This is a genomic window from Paraburkholderia eburnea (assembly GCF_002917095.1).
GTDB classification, from domain to species: Bacteria; Pseudomonadota; Gammaproteobacteria; order Burkholderiales; family Burkholderiaceae; genus Paraburkholderia; species Paraburkholderia eburnea.
In genome coordinates this window covers 1-15,413 of record NZ_PQGA01000026.1, presented here as the reverse complement: position 1 = coordinate 15,413, position 15,413 = coordinate 1, and the positions used below count along the sequence as shown (strand labels likewise).

Annotated in this window: 15 protein-coding genes; 7 read left to right on the top strand and 8 right to left on the bottom strand. The window is 66.5% G+C overall.

The window, feature by feature from the left end; all coding sequences use genetic code 11:
* The first annotated feature begins 142 nt into the window (after positions 1 to 142).
* Both B0G62_RS27875 and B0G62_RS31825 read left to right on the top strand, forming a co-directional pair.
* Positions 143 to 1,081 carry a LysR family transcriptional regulator gene (locus tag B0G62_RS27875; protein WP_103707405.1) on the top strand — a complete coding sequence of 313 codons (939 nt, stop codon included), beginning with the start codon at positions 143 to 145 and terminating at the stop codon, positions 1,079 to 1,081.
* A gap of 168 nt (positions 1,082 to 1,249) precedes the next feature.
* Positions 1,250 to 1,411: a hypothetical protein gene (locus B0G62_RS31825; RefSeq protein ID WP_167401357.1), complete on the top strand. Its 162-nt coding sequence runs from the start codon at positions 1,250 to 1,252 to the stop codon at positions 1,409 to 1,411.
* Positions 1,412 to 1,460: 49 nt separating this feature from the next.
* Here the strand turns inward: B0G62_RS31825 and B0G62_RS27870 are convergent, their stop codons facing one another.
* From B0G62_RS27870 to wrbA, 4 genes are all read right to left on the bottom strand, one after another.
* Positions 1,461 to 2,267: a metallophosphoesterase gene (locus B0G62_RS27870; RefSeq protein ID WP_103707404.1), complete on the bottom strand. Its 807-nt coding sequence runs from the start codon at positions 2,265 to 2,267 to the stop codon at positions 1,461 to 1,463.
* A 31-nt stretch (positions 2,268 to 2,298) separates the two neighbouring features.
* Positions 2,299 to 3,726, bottom strand: coding sequence for an FAD-binding oxidoreductase (locus B0G62_RS27865; RefSeq protein ID WP_103707403.1), 1,428 nt, complete (start codon positions 3,724 to 3,726; stop codon positions 2,299 to 2,301).
* Between the two features lie 144 nt (positions 3,727 to 3,870).
* A complete protein-coding gene (locus B0G62_RS32395) occupies positions 3,871 to 4,275 on the bottom strand; it encodes a DUF2069 domain-containing protein (protein ID WP_407671119.1) in 405 nt (134 codons plus the stop codon).
* Between the two features lie 107 nt (positions 4,276 to 4,382).
* Positions 4,383 to 5,003: an NAD(P)H:quinone oxidoreductase gene (wrbA, locus tag B0G62_RS27855; RefSeq protein ID WP_103707401.1), complete on the bottom strand. Its 621-nt coding sequence runs from the start codon at positions 5,001 to 5,003 to the stop codon at positions 4,383 to 4,385.
* A 126-nt stretch (positions 5,004 to 5,129) separates the two neighbouring features.
* Here wrbA and B0G62_RS27850 point away from each other — a divergent pair, with 126 nt between their 5' ends.
* Positions 5,130 to 6,437, top strand: a complete 1,308-nt coding sequence (locus B0G62_RS27850; RefSeq protein ID WP_181315547.1) for a YihY family inner membrane protein — start codon at positions 5,130 to 5,132, stop codon at positions 6,435 to 6,437.
* 29 nt (positions 6,438 to 6,466) lie between these two features.
* Here the strand turns inward: B0G62_RS27850 and B0G62_RS27845 are convergent, their stop codons facing one another.
* The 3 genes from B0G62_RS27845 to B0G62_RS27835 form a co-directional block, all read right to left on the bottom strand.
* On the bottom strand, positions 6,467 to 6,793 hold the full coding sequence (locus B0G62_RS27845; RefSeq protein ID WP_103707400.1) for an Mpo1-like protein: 327 nt from the start codon (positions 6,791 to 6,793) through the stop codon (positions 6,467 to 6,469).
* Between the two features lie 175 nt (positions 6,794 to 6,968).
* A complete protein-coding gene (locus tag B0G62_RS27840; RefSeq protein WP_103707399.1) occupies positions 6,969 to 7,805 on the bottom strand; it encodes an alpha/beta fold hydrolase in 837 nt (278 codons plus the stop codon).
* Positions 7,802 to 9,127, bottom strand: a complete 1,326-nt coding sequence (locus tag B0G62_RS27835; RefSeq protein WP_103707398.1) for an O-acetylhomoserine aminocarboxypropyltransferase — start codon at positions 9,125 to 9,127, stop codon at positions 7,802 to 7,804. Before B0G62_RS27835 ends, B0G62_RS27840 begins: the two co-directional genes overlap by 4 nt.
* A gap of 371 nt (positions 9,128 to 9,498) precedes the next feature.
* Here B0G62_RS27835 and B0G62_RS27830 point away from each other — a divergent pair, with 371 nt between their 5' ends.
* From B0G62_RS27830 to B0G62_RS27815, 4 genes are all read left to right on the top strand, one after another.
* Entirely contained in the window at positions 9,499 to 9,954 is a 456-nt protein-coding gene (locus B0G62_RS27830; RefSeq protein ID WP_103707397.1) for a CBS domain-containing protein, read from the top strand.
* Between the two features lie 120 nt (positions 9,955 to 10,074).
* Entirely contained in the window at positions 10,075 to 12,048 is a 1,974-nt protein-coding gene (locus B0G62_RS27825; protein ID WP_103707396.1) for an MFS transporter, read from the top strand.
* A 134-nt stretch (positions 12,049 to 12,182) separates the two neighbouring features.
* Positions 12,183 to 13,283, top strand: a complete 1,101-nt coding sequence (gene aroC, locus B0G62_RS27820) for a chorismate synthase (RefSeq protein ID WP_103707395.1) — start codon at positions 12,183 to 12,185, stop codon at positions 13,281 to 13,283.
* A 22-nt stretch (positions 13,284 to 13,305) separates the two neighbouring features.
* Positions 13,306 to 14,799 (top strand): glycosyltransferase family 9 protein, encoded by a 1,494-nt coding sequence (locus tag B0G62_RS27815; RefSeq protein WP_146055373.1) that lies wholly within the window; start codon positions 13,306 to 13,308, stop codon positions 14,797 to 14,799.
* An 80-nt stretch (positions 14,800 to 14,879) separates the two neighbouring features.
* Here the strand turns inward: B0G62_RS27815 and B0G62_RS27810 are convergent.
* Positions 14,880 to 15,413, bottom strand: a 534-nt coding sequence (locus tag B0G62_RS27810) for a 4Fe-4S dicluster domain-containing protein (RefSeq protein WP_208624254.1), incomplete at its 5' end; no start/stop codon positions are given.

The window sequence follows — 15,413 nt, the reverse complement described above, 5'->3', positions numbered from 1 at the left end:
ACTGACTATAGATTGCTGTGCGTCATTATATTTTTTGCTCGATTGGCGAATAACCGGTAAGGATGCAAGGCATTCTTACGGGTTATGAGATAATTGATTTTGCAAAACGTGTAACAATTCGTCCGTCAGAAAGAGGATTGGTATGGATACGCTTCAAAACATGCGTGTATTCGTCCGGGTGGTCGAGGCGGGCAGCTTCACCGGCGCCGCCCAGCACCTGAATACGACGACGGCTTACGCGTCGCGCGCGGTCTCCGATCTGGAGGCGCACCTGCGCACGCGACTTCTGAACCGCACGACGCGCCGCATCGCGCTCACCGAGGCCGGCGAGCGTTATCTGCAGCGCTGCGAGCAGATCCTGGCCTACGTGGACCAGGCGGAAGCCGAAGCCGGCGACGCGCATGCGCGCCCCTCGGGCAAGCTCAAGGTCCACGCCATGACGAGCTTCGGCCAGCACTACGTGGTGCCGGCGGTGGGGCGATATCAGGCGCTCTATCCCGATGTCCACATCGAATTGACGCTGGCCCAGCGCATGCCGGATCTGCTCGACGAGGGTTATGACGTGGCGCTCGTGCTGGCGATCGATCTGCCGGACTCGGGCTTCGTCTCGCAGCGCCTGACCAGCGCGTTCAGCATCGCCTGCGCGTCGCCCGCGTATCTGGAGCGCCATGGCGTGCCGCAGACGCCGCGCGACCTCGTCAATCACCGCTGCCTGCAACTGGTGACGCCGGTGTTCCCGGCGTCGCAATGGCAGTTCACGGGGCCGTCGGGCGCCGAAAACATCGATCTCGGCGCGGCGACCTTCCAGGTGAACGTGGCCGAAGCGATGGCGGTGGGCGTGCGCGAAGGCATGGGCGTGGGGCTGCTGCCGATCTATTCGGCCATCAGCGGACTGCGCAGCGGCGAACTCGTGTGGATCCTGCCCGAGTACCGCTCGCAGGAAATGACCGTGTTCGCGGTGTATCCGTCGCGCCAGTATCTGGACGCGAAGATCCGCACCTGGGTGGAGTTGCTGCGCGAAACGCTGCCCGCGACGCTCGCGAAAGACCAGACCGAGCTGCGCCGCTTCGCGCGTACGTGATGCTTCGTGGGAATCCTGCGCAAGGGCGCGCGGCAGCGGGCGAGTGACGGGGCTGTGACAGGCTGTTACAGCTACGCCTTCTGGCAACACTTCCTTACGCACAAGCGGGCGGCGGGTTGATAAGGTAGCGCCTCTGAAACGTCAATTCGCCAGAACCCGAGGATTTCCATGGATACGCATCTGATGATCGGCATCGCCGTGATGATGGGCCTGATCGGCATCGCCGCATCGCGCGACCTCCTGCGCATGCGCCGCACACAGCTTCAGCCCGTCACGCTGCGGGTGCAGCGGCCGGCCGACCGGGTTGGCCATTCGCGCGGCCTGCGCTGAACGTCGTTCTCATGGTCGATGAGCGCGTGCGCGTCAGCCGCAGCATCGCTTAAATCTCGACCACCTTGTCCCACGCAAACGCCGGATTCTCCGGCAGACCGCTGCGCCGGTCGCGATAGCCGCGCGGATTGCACACCACGCGCGTGCCGTCCACGGTGTAATCGAAGCCGGTATGCGTGTGGCCATGGATCCAAAGGGCCGCGGGCGCGCCCACCAGCGCGCCGAGGTCGCTCACGAATCCCGCCGATACCGGATCGGTCGCATAGCGCGCCGCGAGACTTGATCGGTGCGGCGCGTGGTGCGTCACCACGATCGTCTTGCCCGCGAAGGGCTTCGCCAGTTCCGTCTCCAGCCAGGCGCGTGAGCGCGCGTGCAGCGCCAGCGAATCCGCCGGCGTGAAATCGCGCGCGCCGGCCTCGGGACCCGCGGGCCACGAGACCTGAATCAATCCCTTGAAGTCGAGCATCACGCGCAGCGCCGCCGTGATTGCGGCTTCGCGCGCGGCGTCGTCGGCGCCGAAGAGCGCGAAGTCGGCCCACAACGTCGTGCCCAGCACCCGGAAGCGTCCCGACGGATCGACGTAAGTGGCGTTGTTCAGGAAGTGCACGTTGTCGAGCGAGGCGGCGGCGTCGCGCATCGCCGTCTCCAGCGCGCCGAATTCGCCGTCGTAATACTCGTGATTGCCCGGCACGTAGATCACGGGCACCTGCGGGTCGAAGGTTTCGGCGGCCCAGCGCAGCCCAAGGCCGTGATTGTGGATGTCGCCCGCGAGCACGACGAGATCGGCCTCGGCGTGCGGAATCAGGTCGGGCTCGTCATGCTCCAGATGCAGGTCGGACAGCACGCGGATCTTCACGTAGTTGGCTCCTCGGCGAACCCGGTTGGCGTCAGCAAATGACCTTGCCCGGATTCATCAGATTGAGCGGGTCGAGCGCCGCCTTGATGGCGCGCATCATGCCAAGCTCGACTTCGCTCTTGTAGTGCGCGTTCTCCTCGATCTTCAACTGGCCGAGGCCGTGCTCCGCGCTGATCGTGCCGCGATGACGCGCGACGCTGTCATAGACGATGCGGTTCAGCTGCTTTTCATTCTCCGCCAGGAATTGCTTCGGGTCGCCGCCTTCGGGCGCCTGCACGTTGTAATGCAGATTGCCGTCGCCGAGATGGCCAAACGTCACCAGGCGCGCGCCGGGCACCGCGCGAGCGATTTCCGCGCCGGTTTCCTCGATGAAATGGCCGATGCGCGAAATCGGCACGCCGATGTCGTGCTTCACGTTCAGCCCTTCCTGGGCCTGCGCGAGCGGAATGTGCTCGCGGATATTCCAGAACGCCTGCGACTGCGCGAGGCTTTCCGCCACCACGGCATCTTCCACCAGACCCTGTTCGAGCGCGGCTTCCATGAGGCGCTCGAACAGCGCGCGGCCGTGTTCTTCGCTTTCGTTGTCGGACAGTTCGAGCAGGACGACCTGGGCGTGATGCTGCGCGAACGGATAGCGCAGTTGCGGGAAATGGCGGCCCACGAGCCGCATGCAGAAGTCCGACATCAGCTCGAAACCGGTGAGCAGCGGCCCCGCGTAGCGCTGCGCGAGGGCGAGAAAATCGAGCGCGGCGTGGGCCGAGCCGAGTGCCGCGAGCGCCGTCACGCTGGCCGCCGGTTGCGGATGCAGCTTCATGACGGCGGCGGTGATGACGCCGAGCGTGCCTTCCGCGCCGATGAAGAGATCGCGCAGATCGTAGCCGGTGTTGTCCTTGCGCAGGCCGCGCAGGCCATCCCACAGTTCGCCCTGCGGCGTCACGACTTCGAGGCCGAGGCACAGCTCGCGCGTGTTGCCGTAGCGCAGCACGCCAGTGCCGCCCGCATTGGTCGAGAGATTGCCGCCGATCGTGCAACTGCCCTCGGCGGCGAGCGAGAGCGGGAACAGGCGGTGGGCGTCGGCGGCGCGCGCCTGCACCTCGGCGAGGATCACGCCCGCTTCGACGGTGATCGTATTGTTGTGCGCGTCGATCTCGCGCACGCGGTTCAGGCGGCGCAGGCTCAGCACCGCCTGCTGGCCGCTCGCGTCGGGCGTCGCGCCGCCCGCGAGGCCGGTGTTGCCGCCCTGCGGCACGAGCGCGACGCGGTGCGCGTTCGCGAGCTTGACGACGGCGGCGGTTTCCTCGGCGTTGGCCGGGCAGAGTACGGCGCAGGTCGCGCCTTGATAGCGCTTGCGCCAGTCGGCGACGTAGGGGGCGGTGTCGTGGGCGTCGGTCAGCACGTGCTGCGCGCCGATGGCGGCGGCGCAGGCGTCGAGGAAGGCTTGGCGGGCGGATTGGGTCATGGCTTCAGTGGGTGTCGGCGGCGCGCATGCCGCAGCCTGGCATACGAAATGCGGCTACTCTGCTGACGAATAAAGTTGGCGAAAAGCTTAGTTTGACACGCGCGGCGTGGACCTGGCGTGGGCCTTCCACAGACCTGGGCGTTGCTATGCGGCGTCGCGTTTCGCCCGCCGTGCGGCGCGCTTGAAAGGCGCGACATAGGCGAGCGCGCAGCCGAAGAAGGCGAGCGAAAGCCCGACCTCGATCCAGCCGAGCGTGTCGGCGGGCGCGGGATCGGTCATGCCGCGCACGATGCCTTCGGCGAAATAGAGCAGCACCAGCATCGACGCCCATTGGAACGTATAAAGCCGACGCCGGAACACGCCGGGCAGGGCGGCCGCAAGCGGCAGCGCCTTGAGCACCAGTGCGCTGCCGCCGGGACGCAGCGGCGCGATGCGCCACTCCCAGGCGAGGCACAGCGCGGTGAGCGCGGCCAGCGCGACGAAGCCGCCGAGCGCGGCGAAGCGGCGCTCGCTGACCGGTGCAGGCGAAGCGGGCGTAGGGGCGCGCACGCGCCGCAAGTTTTGCGATGACGGTAAAGTGCGCGGCTGCGCGTCGTGGCCGCCGCTCACGTGGCTTATTACGTGGCTTATTTTGCTTACGTCGGGCGGCCCGTCGCTCATGGCCGTTCGCCTTGTCGTTCGTCTTGCGCCAGCAGCAGCGAGGCGCGCGCGAGCCGCGCGCCCAGCGCGACGGCGAGCGCTTTTTCATCGGCGCTCAAACCGTGGCCGCGACCGTCCGAACGGGCATGATGCGACGCGCCGTAGGGCGTGCCGCCGCCGTCCGTCGACGAAAGCGCGCTTTCGGTGTACGGAATGCCCACGAGCAACATGCCGTGATGCAGAAGCGGCAGCATCATCGAGAGCAGGGTGCTTTCCTGGCCGCCGTGCAGGCTGCCGGTGGAGGTGAACACGCAGCCGGGCTTGCCCGCGAGCGCGCCGGCGAGCCACTGCGGCGTGGTGCCGTCGAGGAAGTACTTGAGCGGCGCGGCCATATTGCCGAAACGCGTGGGCGAGCCGAGCGCGAGACCCGCGCATTCCTCAAGGTCGCGCAGTTCCGCATAGGGCGGGCCGTCGTCGGGGATGTCGGGGGCGGTAGCCTCGCAGACCGTCGAGACGGGCGGCACCGTGCGGATGCGCGCTTCGGCGCCCGCCACGCTGTCGATGCCCTGGGCGATGGCGCGCGCGAGTTCGCGGGTGGCGCCATGGCGGCTGTAATAGAGCACAAGAATCGGTTTCATCGGGCCTCGTCGGTGGACGGGATATTATAGGGTCTGGGTTCGACGCGGGTTGGCGCGGCGCGTCCACGGGGTTATCACCGCGGCGTCCGTCAAAGGCGCGCCGCGCTGTCTGGAGAAGGCTGGACAATGGATGTGTTGTCGAGAGTACGGATCGATCTGGATATCGTGAAGCGGCTGGCGCGCTTCGCGGCGCGGCGCAGCCGCGAGGATCGCATTCCGCAGGTGGCGGGCAGCCTCACGTTCACGACCATGCTGGCGATCGTGCCGCTGGCCACGGTCGCGTTCGCGCTCTTCACCGCGTTTCCCATCTTCGCGTCGTTCCAGAACTCGCTGCAGGGCTTTCTCGCCGATCACCTGATGCCGGCGCAGATCAACAGCCAGATCTTTCTCTATCTCAATCAGTTCGCGTCGAAGGCCAAGGGCCTCACGACGATGGGCATGATCGTGCTGTTCGTCACCTCCGTCATGACGATGATGACGGTCGAGTCGGCCTTCAACGTGATCTGGCGCGTGCGCAAGGCGCGGCCCCTGGCGCAGCGCGTGCTGGTGTACTGGGCGATTCTCACGCTCGGGCCGATTCTGATCGGCGTGAGTCTGTCGATTTCGTCGTATCTGTTCACGCGCTCGCTGGCGCTGGCCACCGAGCAGCACGTCTCGATGCTGTTCGACTGGATGCTGATCGGCGCGTCGTTGCCGCTCACCGCGCTGGCCTTCACGATGCTCTATGTCTATCTGCCGAACTGTCGCGTGGAGTGGCGCGACGCGCTGATCGGCGGAATTGCCTCTGCCGTCGCGTTCGAGCTGGCCAAGCGCGGCTTCGGCTACTACGTGCGGCGCATTCCGACCTATACGGCGGTCTATGGCGCCTTCGCGGCGGCGCCGATGTTCCTGCTCTGGATGTATCTGAGCTGGTTCATCACGCTGGTGGGCGCGATGATCACCTCGGCGTTGCCGGAAATCCGCACGGGGCGCTTCAACCGGCCGCGCTTTCCTGGCAGCGATCTGCTGGACGCGCTCGAACTCCTCGCCGGTCTCGCCGAGTCGCGCGACGCGGGGAAGCCTGGTCTGAACGCCGGGCAGATCGCGCAACTATTGCGGCGCGATCTCGCCACCGTGGGGCGGCTCGTGAACAAGCTCGAAGAGGACGAGCTGATCGCGCGGCTGGAAAGGGACGGCGCGAAGCCCCATTACGTGCTGATCGCCAATCCGGCGCGTATTTCGGTGGAGCGCCTCTACGCGCGTTTCGTCATCGATCGCAAGGAACTGGCGTACCAGTTGAAGTCGAGCGATATCGATGCCGGGATGCTGCTGGCCGCGCTCGAGAACGACAAGTTGTCGGTGTCGCTGGCCTCGCTGCTGGCGGCGCGGCGCGAACTGGCGCGCATGGCCGAGGCGAATGGCCAGCCGCCCGCGCTGCCGCATCCGGCGGCATGATGCCTGGCCGCCCGAGCGCGGCGACGATGTCAGAGCGAGATCTTGCCGCGACAGATATCCGAGAACATGACCCAGTCGCCCATCAGGCTGTAGACAGGATGGCGGAAGGTGGCGGGGCGGTTCTTCTCGAACATGAAGTGGCCGATCCAGGCGAAACCGTAGCCGCAGATCACGGCGGCGGGCAGCCATAGCCACATGCCGGTGGCGATCGCCATGGCCACGCAGCCAATCACGCCGAGCGAGCCGATGAAATGCAGCCGCCGCGACATGAGATTGCTGTGTTCGCTCAGATAGAACGGATAGAACTGCGCGAAATTCGCGAAGTGTTGCTGTTCGGTGTGGGTGGCGTGTGTCATGTCTCCTCCTGGCGCACGGGGGACTCGGACAGGGGCGCAAGGGCTGCGCCTGTAGGCCATTCTCTTGCGAATCGAACGACCGTGCAAGCTGGTGGAAAGCCTCGGGAGCAGCGCGCCTGACGGCATCTCCCCCGTGGCATTTTCCAGACCGGCGATACCTGTTCAACCTACCCGTTCAGCCGTTGCCCACCCGTGGCGCACGCATCGCAAAATCGTAGAGCGCGTCGAGCGTGGCGTCGGGCTGTTCGGTCATCAACGCGTGGCCCGCGTCGAGCGTCACCGTATCGACGCGCGCGCCCGCGTCCTTGAGCGCCGTGGCGAGTTCGGCGCTTGCGCGCGGCGGCGTCATGACGTCGCGTTTGCCGACGATCAGGCGCACCGGGCAGGTCACTTTCGCCGCGCTCGTCAGGCCGTCGGCGTAGGCGTTGCAGGCTGCGAAATCGGTGTGGAAAAGCTGCGGCTCGCCTCTCGCCGCGACGCGTTCCATCAAGCGCCGGTTCATGCCGCGCAGCCAGAAGCCGGGGCCAGGGCTGGACGGCTTGGCCGCGAGCGTCGAGTGCGACCAGGCGTTCACCAGCGCAATGGCGTCGGGTTCGCGTTCGCGGGCGGCTTCGAGTAGCGCGGGGGAAACCGCCATCGGAAAAGCCGTGGCGAGCAGGGCGATGGCGCTGGCGCGCTCCGGATGGCGCGCCGCGAATTCCAGCGCGACCAGCGAGCCCATGCTGTGCCCGGCGACGAACGCTTTCTCCACTTGCAGCGCCGCGAGCAGCGCGTCGAGCCAGTCGGCGAGCGCGCCGATGCTCGTGAGCGCCGGCCCGGCGCTGCGCATATGGCCCGGCAGATCGACGGCCAGCACGCTGAAGCCGTGATGCGCGAAATAGCGCGATTGCAGTCCCCAGACGCTATGGTCGTGCTGCGCGCCGTGGACGAACACGGCCACGGGACGCGCCGGATCGAACGCGCGCCCGCCGGTGTAGGCGTAGACGCTTTTGCCTGCGACATCGACGATCATGATGTCTCCTTGCCCGTGGTGGCCCTGGCGGCGCTGTCGCTTTTCTGCGAGGCCTTGAGCGCACGCTTGAGATCGTCGATCAGATCGTCGGGGTCTTCCAGGCCGATTGACAGCCGGATCGTGCCCGCGCCGATTCCCGCGGCTTTGAGCGCGGCTTCGTCCATACGGAAGTGCGTCGTGGAGGCGGGATGGATGACGAGCGAGCGCGCATCGCCCACATTGGCGAGGTGCGAGAAGAGCGAAAGCGCTTCGATAAAGCGCTTGCCCGCCTCACGCCCGCCCTTGAGGTCGAAGCTGAACACGGCGCCTGCGCCGCGTGGCAGCAGGCGCTTTGCGAGCGCATAGTCGCGATGGCTTTCGAGTTCGGGATAGCCCACCGCTTCGACGGCGCCATGCGCCGCGAGAAATTCGACGACGCGCCGCGTGTTCGCCACGTGGCGTTCCATGCGCAGCGGCAGCGTTTCGATGCCTTGCAACAACTGCCACGCGGCCTGCGGATGCAGGCAGGCGCCGAAGTCGCGCAGGCCTTCGCGGCGTGCGCGCAACAGAAAGGGCGCCACGCTGCTTTCCTCGCTGAACACCATGCCGTGAAAGCCGGCATAGGGCTGCGTGAATTCCGGGAATTGCCCCGAGGCCTCGAAATCGAATGTGCCGCCATCGACCAGCACGCCGCCGATGGTCGTTCCGTGGCCGCCGAGAAACTTGGTGGCCGAGTGGTAGACGAAATCCGCGCCGTGCTCGAAGGGCCGCAGCAGATAAGGCGTCGTGAACGTCGAATCGACGAGCAGCGGCACGCGATGCTCATGCGCGATCTGTGCGACGGCGGCGATGTCCAGCACGTCGAGTCCCGGATTGCCGAGCGTTTCGCCGAACAGCAGCCGCGTATTGGGACGCAGCGCCGCGCGCCAGGCATCGAGGTCGCCGGGTTTCACGAACGTCGTCTCGATGCCGAAACGGCGCAGCGTGTAGTCGAGCAGGTTGTGCGAGCCGCCGTAAAGCGCCGCCGACGCGACGATATGCGCGCCCGCGCCCATCAGCGTGGCGATGGCCAGATGCAGCGCGGCCTGGCCGCTCGCGGTGCCGATTGCGCCCGCGCCGCCTTCGAGCGCGGCGACGCGCTCCTCGAACACCGCCACCGTGGGGTTCGATATGCGCGAGTAGACGTGCCCTGCGCGCTCCATATTGAAGAGCGCGGCGGCGTGGTCGGTGTCGCGGAACGCGAACGACGTGGTCTGATAGATCGGCGTCGCGCGGGCGCCGGTGACGGGGTCGGGCGCGGCGCCAGCATGCAGCGCGAGTGTGTCGAAACGGGGATCGGACATTCTGGCAGCACAGCCGGCGCTAACCGGCGACGGGTGAAAGGTGCTGGCATCGTATCACCGGCCACGCGGTCGGGGAACGCGCCGCGGGGGGCGCCTGAACCCCTTGCGAAGCCCCGAAACCCTTGGGCGGCAGGGCACGGCGAAGATCGCCCCTGGCCGTCCGGTATAACCCGAATGGCCGACGTTGCATCGCTCAATGCGCGTGGCCGCACGCTTTCGGCCGCGCCGGCTGGGCTTTTCGGGGCCTTAGTACGTCTTTCGGCCCGTTTTCCCGCGGCTTTTCTTTTGACGGCCTTTCCGCTAGGATCGAAAACAGGTAGGCATCTTTTCAGCATCTCCCCCATTAGACCGGCATTTCCTGGAGACACATCATGCGTGTGAGCGATATCCTCAAGCTCAAGGGCAATACGCTCTACACCGTCACGCCGGACACGGCGCTGCACGACGCAGTCAACACCATGGCCGAGCACGACATCGGCTCGCTCGTCGTCATGGAGTACGGCGACCTCGTCGGCATGCTCACGTTCCGCGAAATCATTCTCACGCTGCGCAAGAACGGCGGCAGCGTGGGCACCACGACGATCCGCAAGGTCATGGACGACCATCCCATTACCTGCACGCCGGAAACCGAAGTGGACGAAGTGCGCCGCATGATGCTCGAGCATCACGTGCGCTATCTGCCCGTGATGGAAAGCCGCTCGCTGATGGGCGTGATCTCGTTTTACGACGTCGCGAAGGCGGTCGTGGAAGCACAGGGCTTCGAAAACAAGCTGCTCAAGGCTTATATCCGCGACTGGCCCGAAGAAGAGCGTCATTCGGCGACCTGATTGCCGGAAAGAGGGGCGAAGGGATTTCACCTTGCCCCTGAAGAACCCGCACGAAAAAGCGCGCGTCAGGCGCGCTTTTTCACGTCTGCCGACCGATTCCGACCGCATGAAAACGACTCGATGAACGATAGACCGACACCTGCTGCGCAGGCGGCGCGCGTTGAGGAGACCGGCCACGGCTCGCAGTTCGCGCTGCTGCGCCAGCGACGTTTTGCGCCATTCTTCTGGACGCAGTTTCTGGGCGCGATGAACGACAACGTGTTCAAGATCGGCTTCACGTCGCTCGTGACCTACCAGGCTTCGCGCTTTTCGGGCGTCGATCCGAAGACCGTGGCGTTCCTGATCTCGGCGATTTTCATCGCGCCGTTCGTGCTGTTCTCGGCGACCTCGGGCCAGATTGCCGACAAGTACGACAAGGCCGTGCTCACGCGCTGGGTCAAGACCTTCGAGATCGCGGTGATGCTGGTCGGCGCGGCGGGCTTCTGGATGCATGGCGCGCCGCTGCTTTATCTCTGCACCTTCCTGATGGGCGTGCATTCCACCGTGTTCGGGCCGATCAAGTACGCATATCTGCCGCAAAAGCTCGCGAACGACGAACTCGTCGGCGGCAATGGGCTGGTGGAAATGGGCACGTTCGTCGCGATCCTGATCGGCACGATCATGGGCGGGATCGCGGCGGGCATTGGGGCAAGCGATGCTGCGGCAAGCACCGCGACGGGCACGCCGCCAGGCGCGTGGTGGCTCGGCGGCCTGTGCATCGTCATCGCGCTGATCGGGCGCGTGGCCAGCAGCTTCGTGCCGCCGTGCGCGTCGCTGCAGCCCGCGTTGCGTATCAACTGGAACCCGTTTTCCGAGACCTGGCGCAACCTGCGCCTCGCGCACGGCAACCGCACCGTGTTCCTCAGCCTGCTGGGCATTTCGTGGCTGTGGTTCGTCGGCGCGACCTTTCTTGCCTCGTTCTTCAACTTTGCCAAGGACGTGCTGTGGGCCGACCCCGATGTCGTGACGCTGCTGCTCGCCATGTTCTCGCTCGGCATCGGCTTCGGTTCGCTGATGTGCGAAAAGCTCTCGCGCCGCCGTATCGAGATCGGCCTCGTGCCGCTTGGCTCGATCGGCATGAGCGTGTTCGGCATCGACCTGTTTTTCGCGAGCCACGCGCTGCCGGCCGCCTCGCATCTGCTGTCGGTCGGCGAATTCGTGGGCACGCTCGTCCATTGGCGCGTGCTGGCCGACCTGTTCCTGCTCGCGATGTTCGGCGGCTTCTACAGCGTGCCGCTCTACGCGCTGATCCAGAGCCGCAGCGCGCCGAGTCATCGTGCGCGCATCATCGCCGCGAACAACATCCTCAACTCGCTGTTCATGATCGCTTCGGCGCTCATGGCGATGGGGCTGTCCGCAGCCGGCGTCGGCGTGCCGGGCATTTTTCTCACGACGGCGCTGCTCAACATCGTCGTGGCGGCCTACATCTATGCGCTCGTGCCCGAATTCCTGCTGCGTTTCGTGGCGTGGGTGCTCGTGCATACGGTCTATCGCGTGCGCCTCGTGAATGCCGGCCGGATTCCCGCCGACGGCCCGGCGGTGCTGGTCTGCAACCATGTGAGCTTCGTCGATGCCGTGGTGATCATGGCCGAAAGCCCGCGTCCGATCCGCTTCGTGATGGATCACCAGATCTTCCGCTCGCCGCTGCTCGGCTGGATGTTCCGGCATGCGAAAGCGATTCCGATCGCGCCCGCGCACGAGAACCCGGCGTTGCTCGCCGCCGCCTATGACGCCTGCGCGACTGCTCTGGCCGAGGGGGAACTCATCTGCATTTTCCCCGAGGGCAAGATCACGCGCGACGGCGAGATGAATCCGTTCCGCCACGGCGTGACGGAAATCCTCAGGCGCCAGCCCGCGCCCGTCGTGCCGATGGCGCTGCGCGGGCTGTGGGGCAGCATGTTTTCGCGGCACGCGGCGTCGGGGCAGGAGCGGCCGACCCGGCGCGGCCTCACGAGCCGGCTTACGCTGGCGGTCGGGGAGCCGGTGGCGCCGGCGGACGTCACGGTGGAGGGACTCCAGCGCACGGTCTCGGATCTGCGCGGCGCGCGCCGTTGATGCGTGCTTGCCGGGCGACGTTCGGGCGCGGCGCGTGCCGATGGCGGCTGAAAGGGGGCTGACGGGGCGCCCGGGCGCGGCGCCGCACGGACTGGCATAATGCTGGATTCCCCGAATCACTTTGGACGACTGCCATGTCCGGCAACACGCTCGGTACGCTTTTCACCGTCACCACCTTCGGCGAATCCCACGGTCCGGCCATCGGCTGTGTCATCGACGGCTGCCCGCCTGGCATGGCGCTCACCGAGGCCGACATCCAGATCGATCTGGACCGCCGCCGTCCCGGCACGTCGCGCCACGTCACGCAGCGCCAGGAAGCCGACCAGGTCGAAATTCTCTCGGGCGTGTTCGAGGGCGTCACGACCGGCACGCCGATCGCGCTCCTGATCCGCAACACCGACCAGCGCAGCAAGGACTACGGCAACATCGTCGAGACCTTCCGCCCCGGCCACGCGGACTACACCTACTGGCAGAAGTACGGCATCCGCGACTATCGCGGCGGCGGCCGTTCGTCGGCGCGTCTGACGGCGCCCACGGTCGCGGCGGGCGCGGTCGCGAAGAAGTGGCTGCGCGAGCGTTTCGGCGTGGAAGTGCGCGGCTACATGAGCGCGCTCGGCGAGATCGAGGTGCCCTTCGTCGCGTGGCAGCACGTGCACGAGAACCCGTTCTTCTGCGCCAACGCCGACGTCGTGCCGCAGCTCGAAGACTATATGGACGCGCTGCGCAAGGACGGCGACTCGATCGGCGCGCGTATCAACGTGGTCGCGAGCGGCGTGCCGGTGGGCTGGGGCGAGCCGCTGTTCGACCGCCTCGACGCCGACATCGCGCATGCCATGATGGGCATCAATGCGGTGAAGGGCGTGGAGATCGGCGCGGGCTTCGCGAGCGTCGCGCAGCGCGGCTCGACGCATGGCGACGAACTGACGCCCAATGGCTTCCACGGCAATCACGCAGGCGGCATCCTCGGCGGGATTTCGACGGGGCAGGACATCACCGTGTCGATCGCGATCAAGCCGACGTCGAGCATCCGCACGCCGCGCCGCTCGATCGACAAGGCGGGCGAGCCGGCGGTGGTCGAGACCTTCGGCCGCCACGATCCGTGCGTGGGCATCCGCGCGACGCCGATCGCCGAAGCCATGCTGGCGCTCGTGCTGATCGATCACGCCATGCGCCACCGCGCGCAGAACGGCGACGTGGTGGTGTCGACACCGAAGATCGCGGCCAGCGATAGCTGATCGGCGAGAAGCGAGTCGCACCATGCTGTTGCCGCTTCCGGTCGATGCGACGCTGCCGACACCCGCTGTAGAGGACCACGCGCTTCTGGCGCTACTCTCGCGGGTCGCACAAGCCGATGCGCGCGCAACCGACTGGCTCGCGCTCGGCCGCAGCTTGCAGGCGCGCGCGGGCGGCGAGCGCGGCCGCACCCGCGCCGCGCTCTTCGCGCTCACGCGCGCGGCGCAACTTGACCCTGACGCCGATCCCGCACTCTTGCGCGACGTCGCGCAGACGGCCTTCATCGTGCGTGACTGGCCGCTCGTCGATGCCGCTTGCGCGGGCCTGCTCGAACGTGACGCGGCTGACGCGAACGCGCTCGTCTGGCGCTCGGCCGCCGCCCAGGCGGGCGACGATTTCACGACGGCTGAAGCGTTGCTGCGCGCCGCGGCGCGCGTCGTGCCGAATCATCCCGTGGTGCTGCACAAGCTCGGGCTTTGCGTGAAGGAGCAGGCGCGCTTTGCCGAAGGCGAGGCGCTGCTGCGCGAGACGCTTGCGCTCGGGCCGAACAATCCGCACGCGCGCTTCGATCTGTCGGAGCTTGAGATCCGTTCCGGCCGCTATGCCGAAGGTTGGGCGCACTACGAAGCGCGCCACGAATTGGGCGGCGATAGTAACGAAGCCCGTCAAATGCTCGGGACACTGTGTCCGGGGTGGAACGGCGAATCGCTCGCGGGAAAGACCTTGCTGGTCTACGGCGAGCAGGGCAACGGCGATTGTCTCTGGGCGTTCCGCTTTCTCGCGCCGCTGGCCGAACGCGCGCGCCGTGAAGGCGGCCGGGTGATCCTCGGCTACGCCGGGCCGATGCGCTCGCTGGTCCAGCGGATGTTGCCCGCCGACGTGGCGCTCGAAGATTCGCTGAAAACCCATCCCGATTTTCACTGCGGCTTGATGAGCCTGCCGTTGCGGCTGGGCGTGTTCGATGCGGCCGGGTGGGGCGCGCCGTATCTGCGCGCCGACCCGCTGCGCATCGACGTCTGGCGCGCGCGCGTCGCGCAGGCGATGCCGGCTGGCGGACGGCCGGTTGCGCTGGTCTGGAACGGCAATCCGGAGCATACGCGCGACGCGCGGCGCTCCGTGCCGGATGCCGAGCTTGGCGCGCTGCTGTCGGTGCCGGGACTCACATTTTTCGCGCTTTCGCCCGGACGAGGCGCCACGGTCGAGATGTGGCGTGGGCGCGGCGCGCGCTTCGTCGATTTGACCGGCCAGTTCGAAGCGGGCTTCGACGATGTTGCCGCGCTGATTGCAAGCGTCGACCATGTCGTGACGATCGACAGCGGGCCGGCCCATCTGGCGGGCGCGCTCGGTGCGCCGACGAGTTTGCTGATCGATCATGTTTCCGCGTGGTTCTGGGGCAGCGAGACCTCGCGCACGCCCTGGTACGACTCGATCGAGCTGTTCCGGCAGACGGTAGTGGGCGAGTGGGGGCCGGTGCTCGCGCGTGTGCGCGAACGGCTGGAAACGCTGGCCGCGAGCTGACGTCGCCCGCATGTTGGCCGTCTCATACGCGCTGGAATGAAAAAGCCGCTTCGAAAAGCGGCTTTTTTATCGTTGCGAGTTTACATATTGGGGTAGTTCGGCCCGCCGCCGCCTTCCGGCGTGACCCAGACGATGTTCTGCGTCGGATCCTTGATATCGCAGGTCTTGCAGTGCACGCAGTTCTGCGCGTTGATCTGCAGTCGATCGCCGCCGTCATCGCTCTTCACGAATTCGTACACCGCCGCAGGGCAGAAGCGCGCTTCCGGACCCGCGTAGGTGCGCAGGTTCACGTCGACGGGCACCCTGGCGTCCTTGAGCGTCAAATGCGCGGGCTGGTTTTCTTCGTGATTCGTGTTCGAGATGAACACCGAAGAAAGCCGGTCGAATGTGAGCTTGCCATCGGGCTTCGGATACTCGATCGGCTTGCATTGCGAGGCAGGTTTCAGCATCTCGTTGTCGCGATGCTGGTGATGCAGCGTCCACGGCACATTACCGCCCAGCAGCTTCTGCTCGATGCCGACCATCAGCGTGCCCAGATACAGGCCCTTGCTCATCCACTGCTTGAAGTTGCGCGCCTTGTACAGTTCTTCGTGCAGCCAGGATTGCTTGAACGC

Bases quoted from the DNA above. Each gene is read 5' to 3' on its own strand.
- B0G62_RS27875 (WP_103707405.1), top strand. From the start codon at position 143: ATGGATACGCTTCAAAACATGCGTGTATTCGTCCGGGTGGTCGAGGCG.
- B0G62_RS31825 (WP_167401357.1), top strand. From the start codon at position 1,250: ATGGATACGCATCTGATGATCGGCATCGCCGTGATGATGGGCCTGATC.
- B0G62_RS27865 (WP_103707403.1), bottom strand. From the start codon at position 3,726: ATGACCCAATCCGCCCGCCAAGCCTTCCTCGACGCCTGCGCCGCCGCC.
- wrbA (WP_103707401.1), bottom strand. From the start codon at position 5,003: ATGAAACCGATTCTTGTGCTCTATTACAGCCGCCATGGCGCCACCCGC.
- B0G62_RS27850 (WP_181315547.1), top strand. From the start codon at position 5,130: ATGGATGTGTTGTCGAGAGTACGGATCGATCTGGATATCGTGAAGCGG.
- B0G62_RS27845 (WP_103707400.1), bottom strand. From the start codon at position 6,793: ATGACACACGCCACCCACACCGAACAGCAACACTTCGCGAATTTCGCG.
- B0G62_RS27840 (WP_103707399.1), bottom strand. From the start codon at position 7,805: ATGATCGTCGATGTCGCAGGCAAAAGCGTCTACGCCTACACCGGCGGG.
- B0G62_RS27835 (WP_103707398.1), bottom strand. From the start codon at position 9,127: ATGTCCGATCCCCGTTTCGACACACTCGCGCTGCATGCTGGCGCCGCG.
- B0G62_RS27830 (WP_103707397.1), top strand. From the start codon at position 9,499: ATGCGTGTGAGCGATATCCTCAAGCTCAAGGGCAATACGCTCTACACC.
- B0G62_RS27825 (WP_103707396.1), top strand. From the start codon at position 10,075: ATGAACGATAGACCGACACCTGCTGCGCAGGCGGCGCGCGTTGAGGAG.
- aroC (WP_103707395.1), top strand. From the start codon at position 12,183: ATGTCCGGCAACACGCTCGGTACGCTTTTCACCGTCACCACCTTCGGC.
- B0G62_RS27815 (WP_146055373.1), top strand. From the start codon at position 13,306: ATGCTGTTGCCGCTTCCGGTCGATGCGACGCTGCCGACACCCGCTGTA.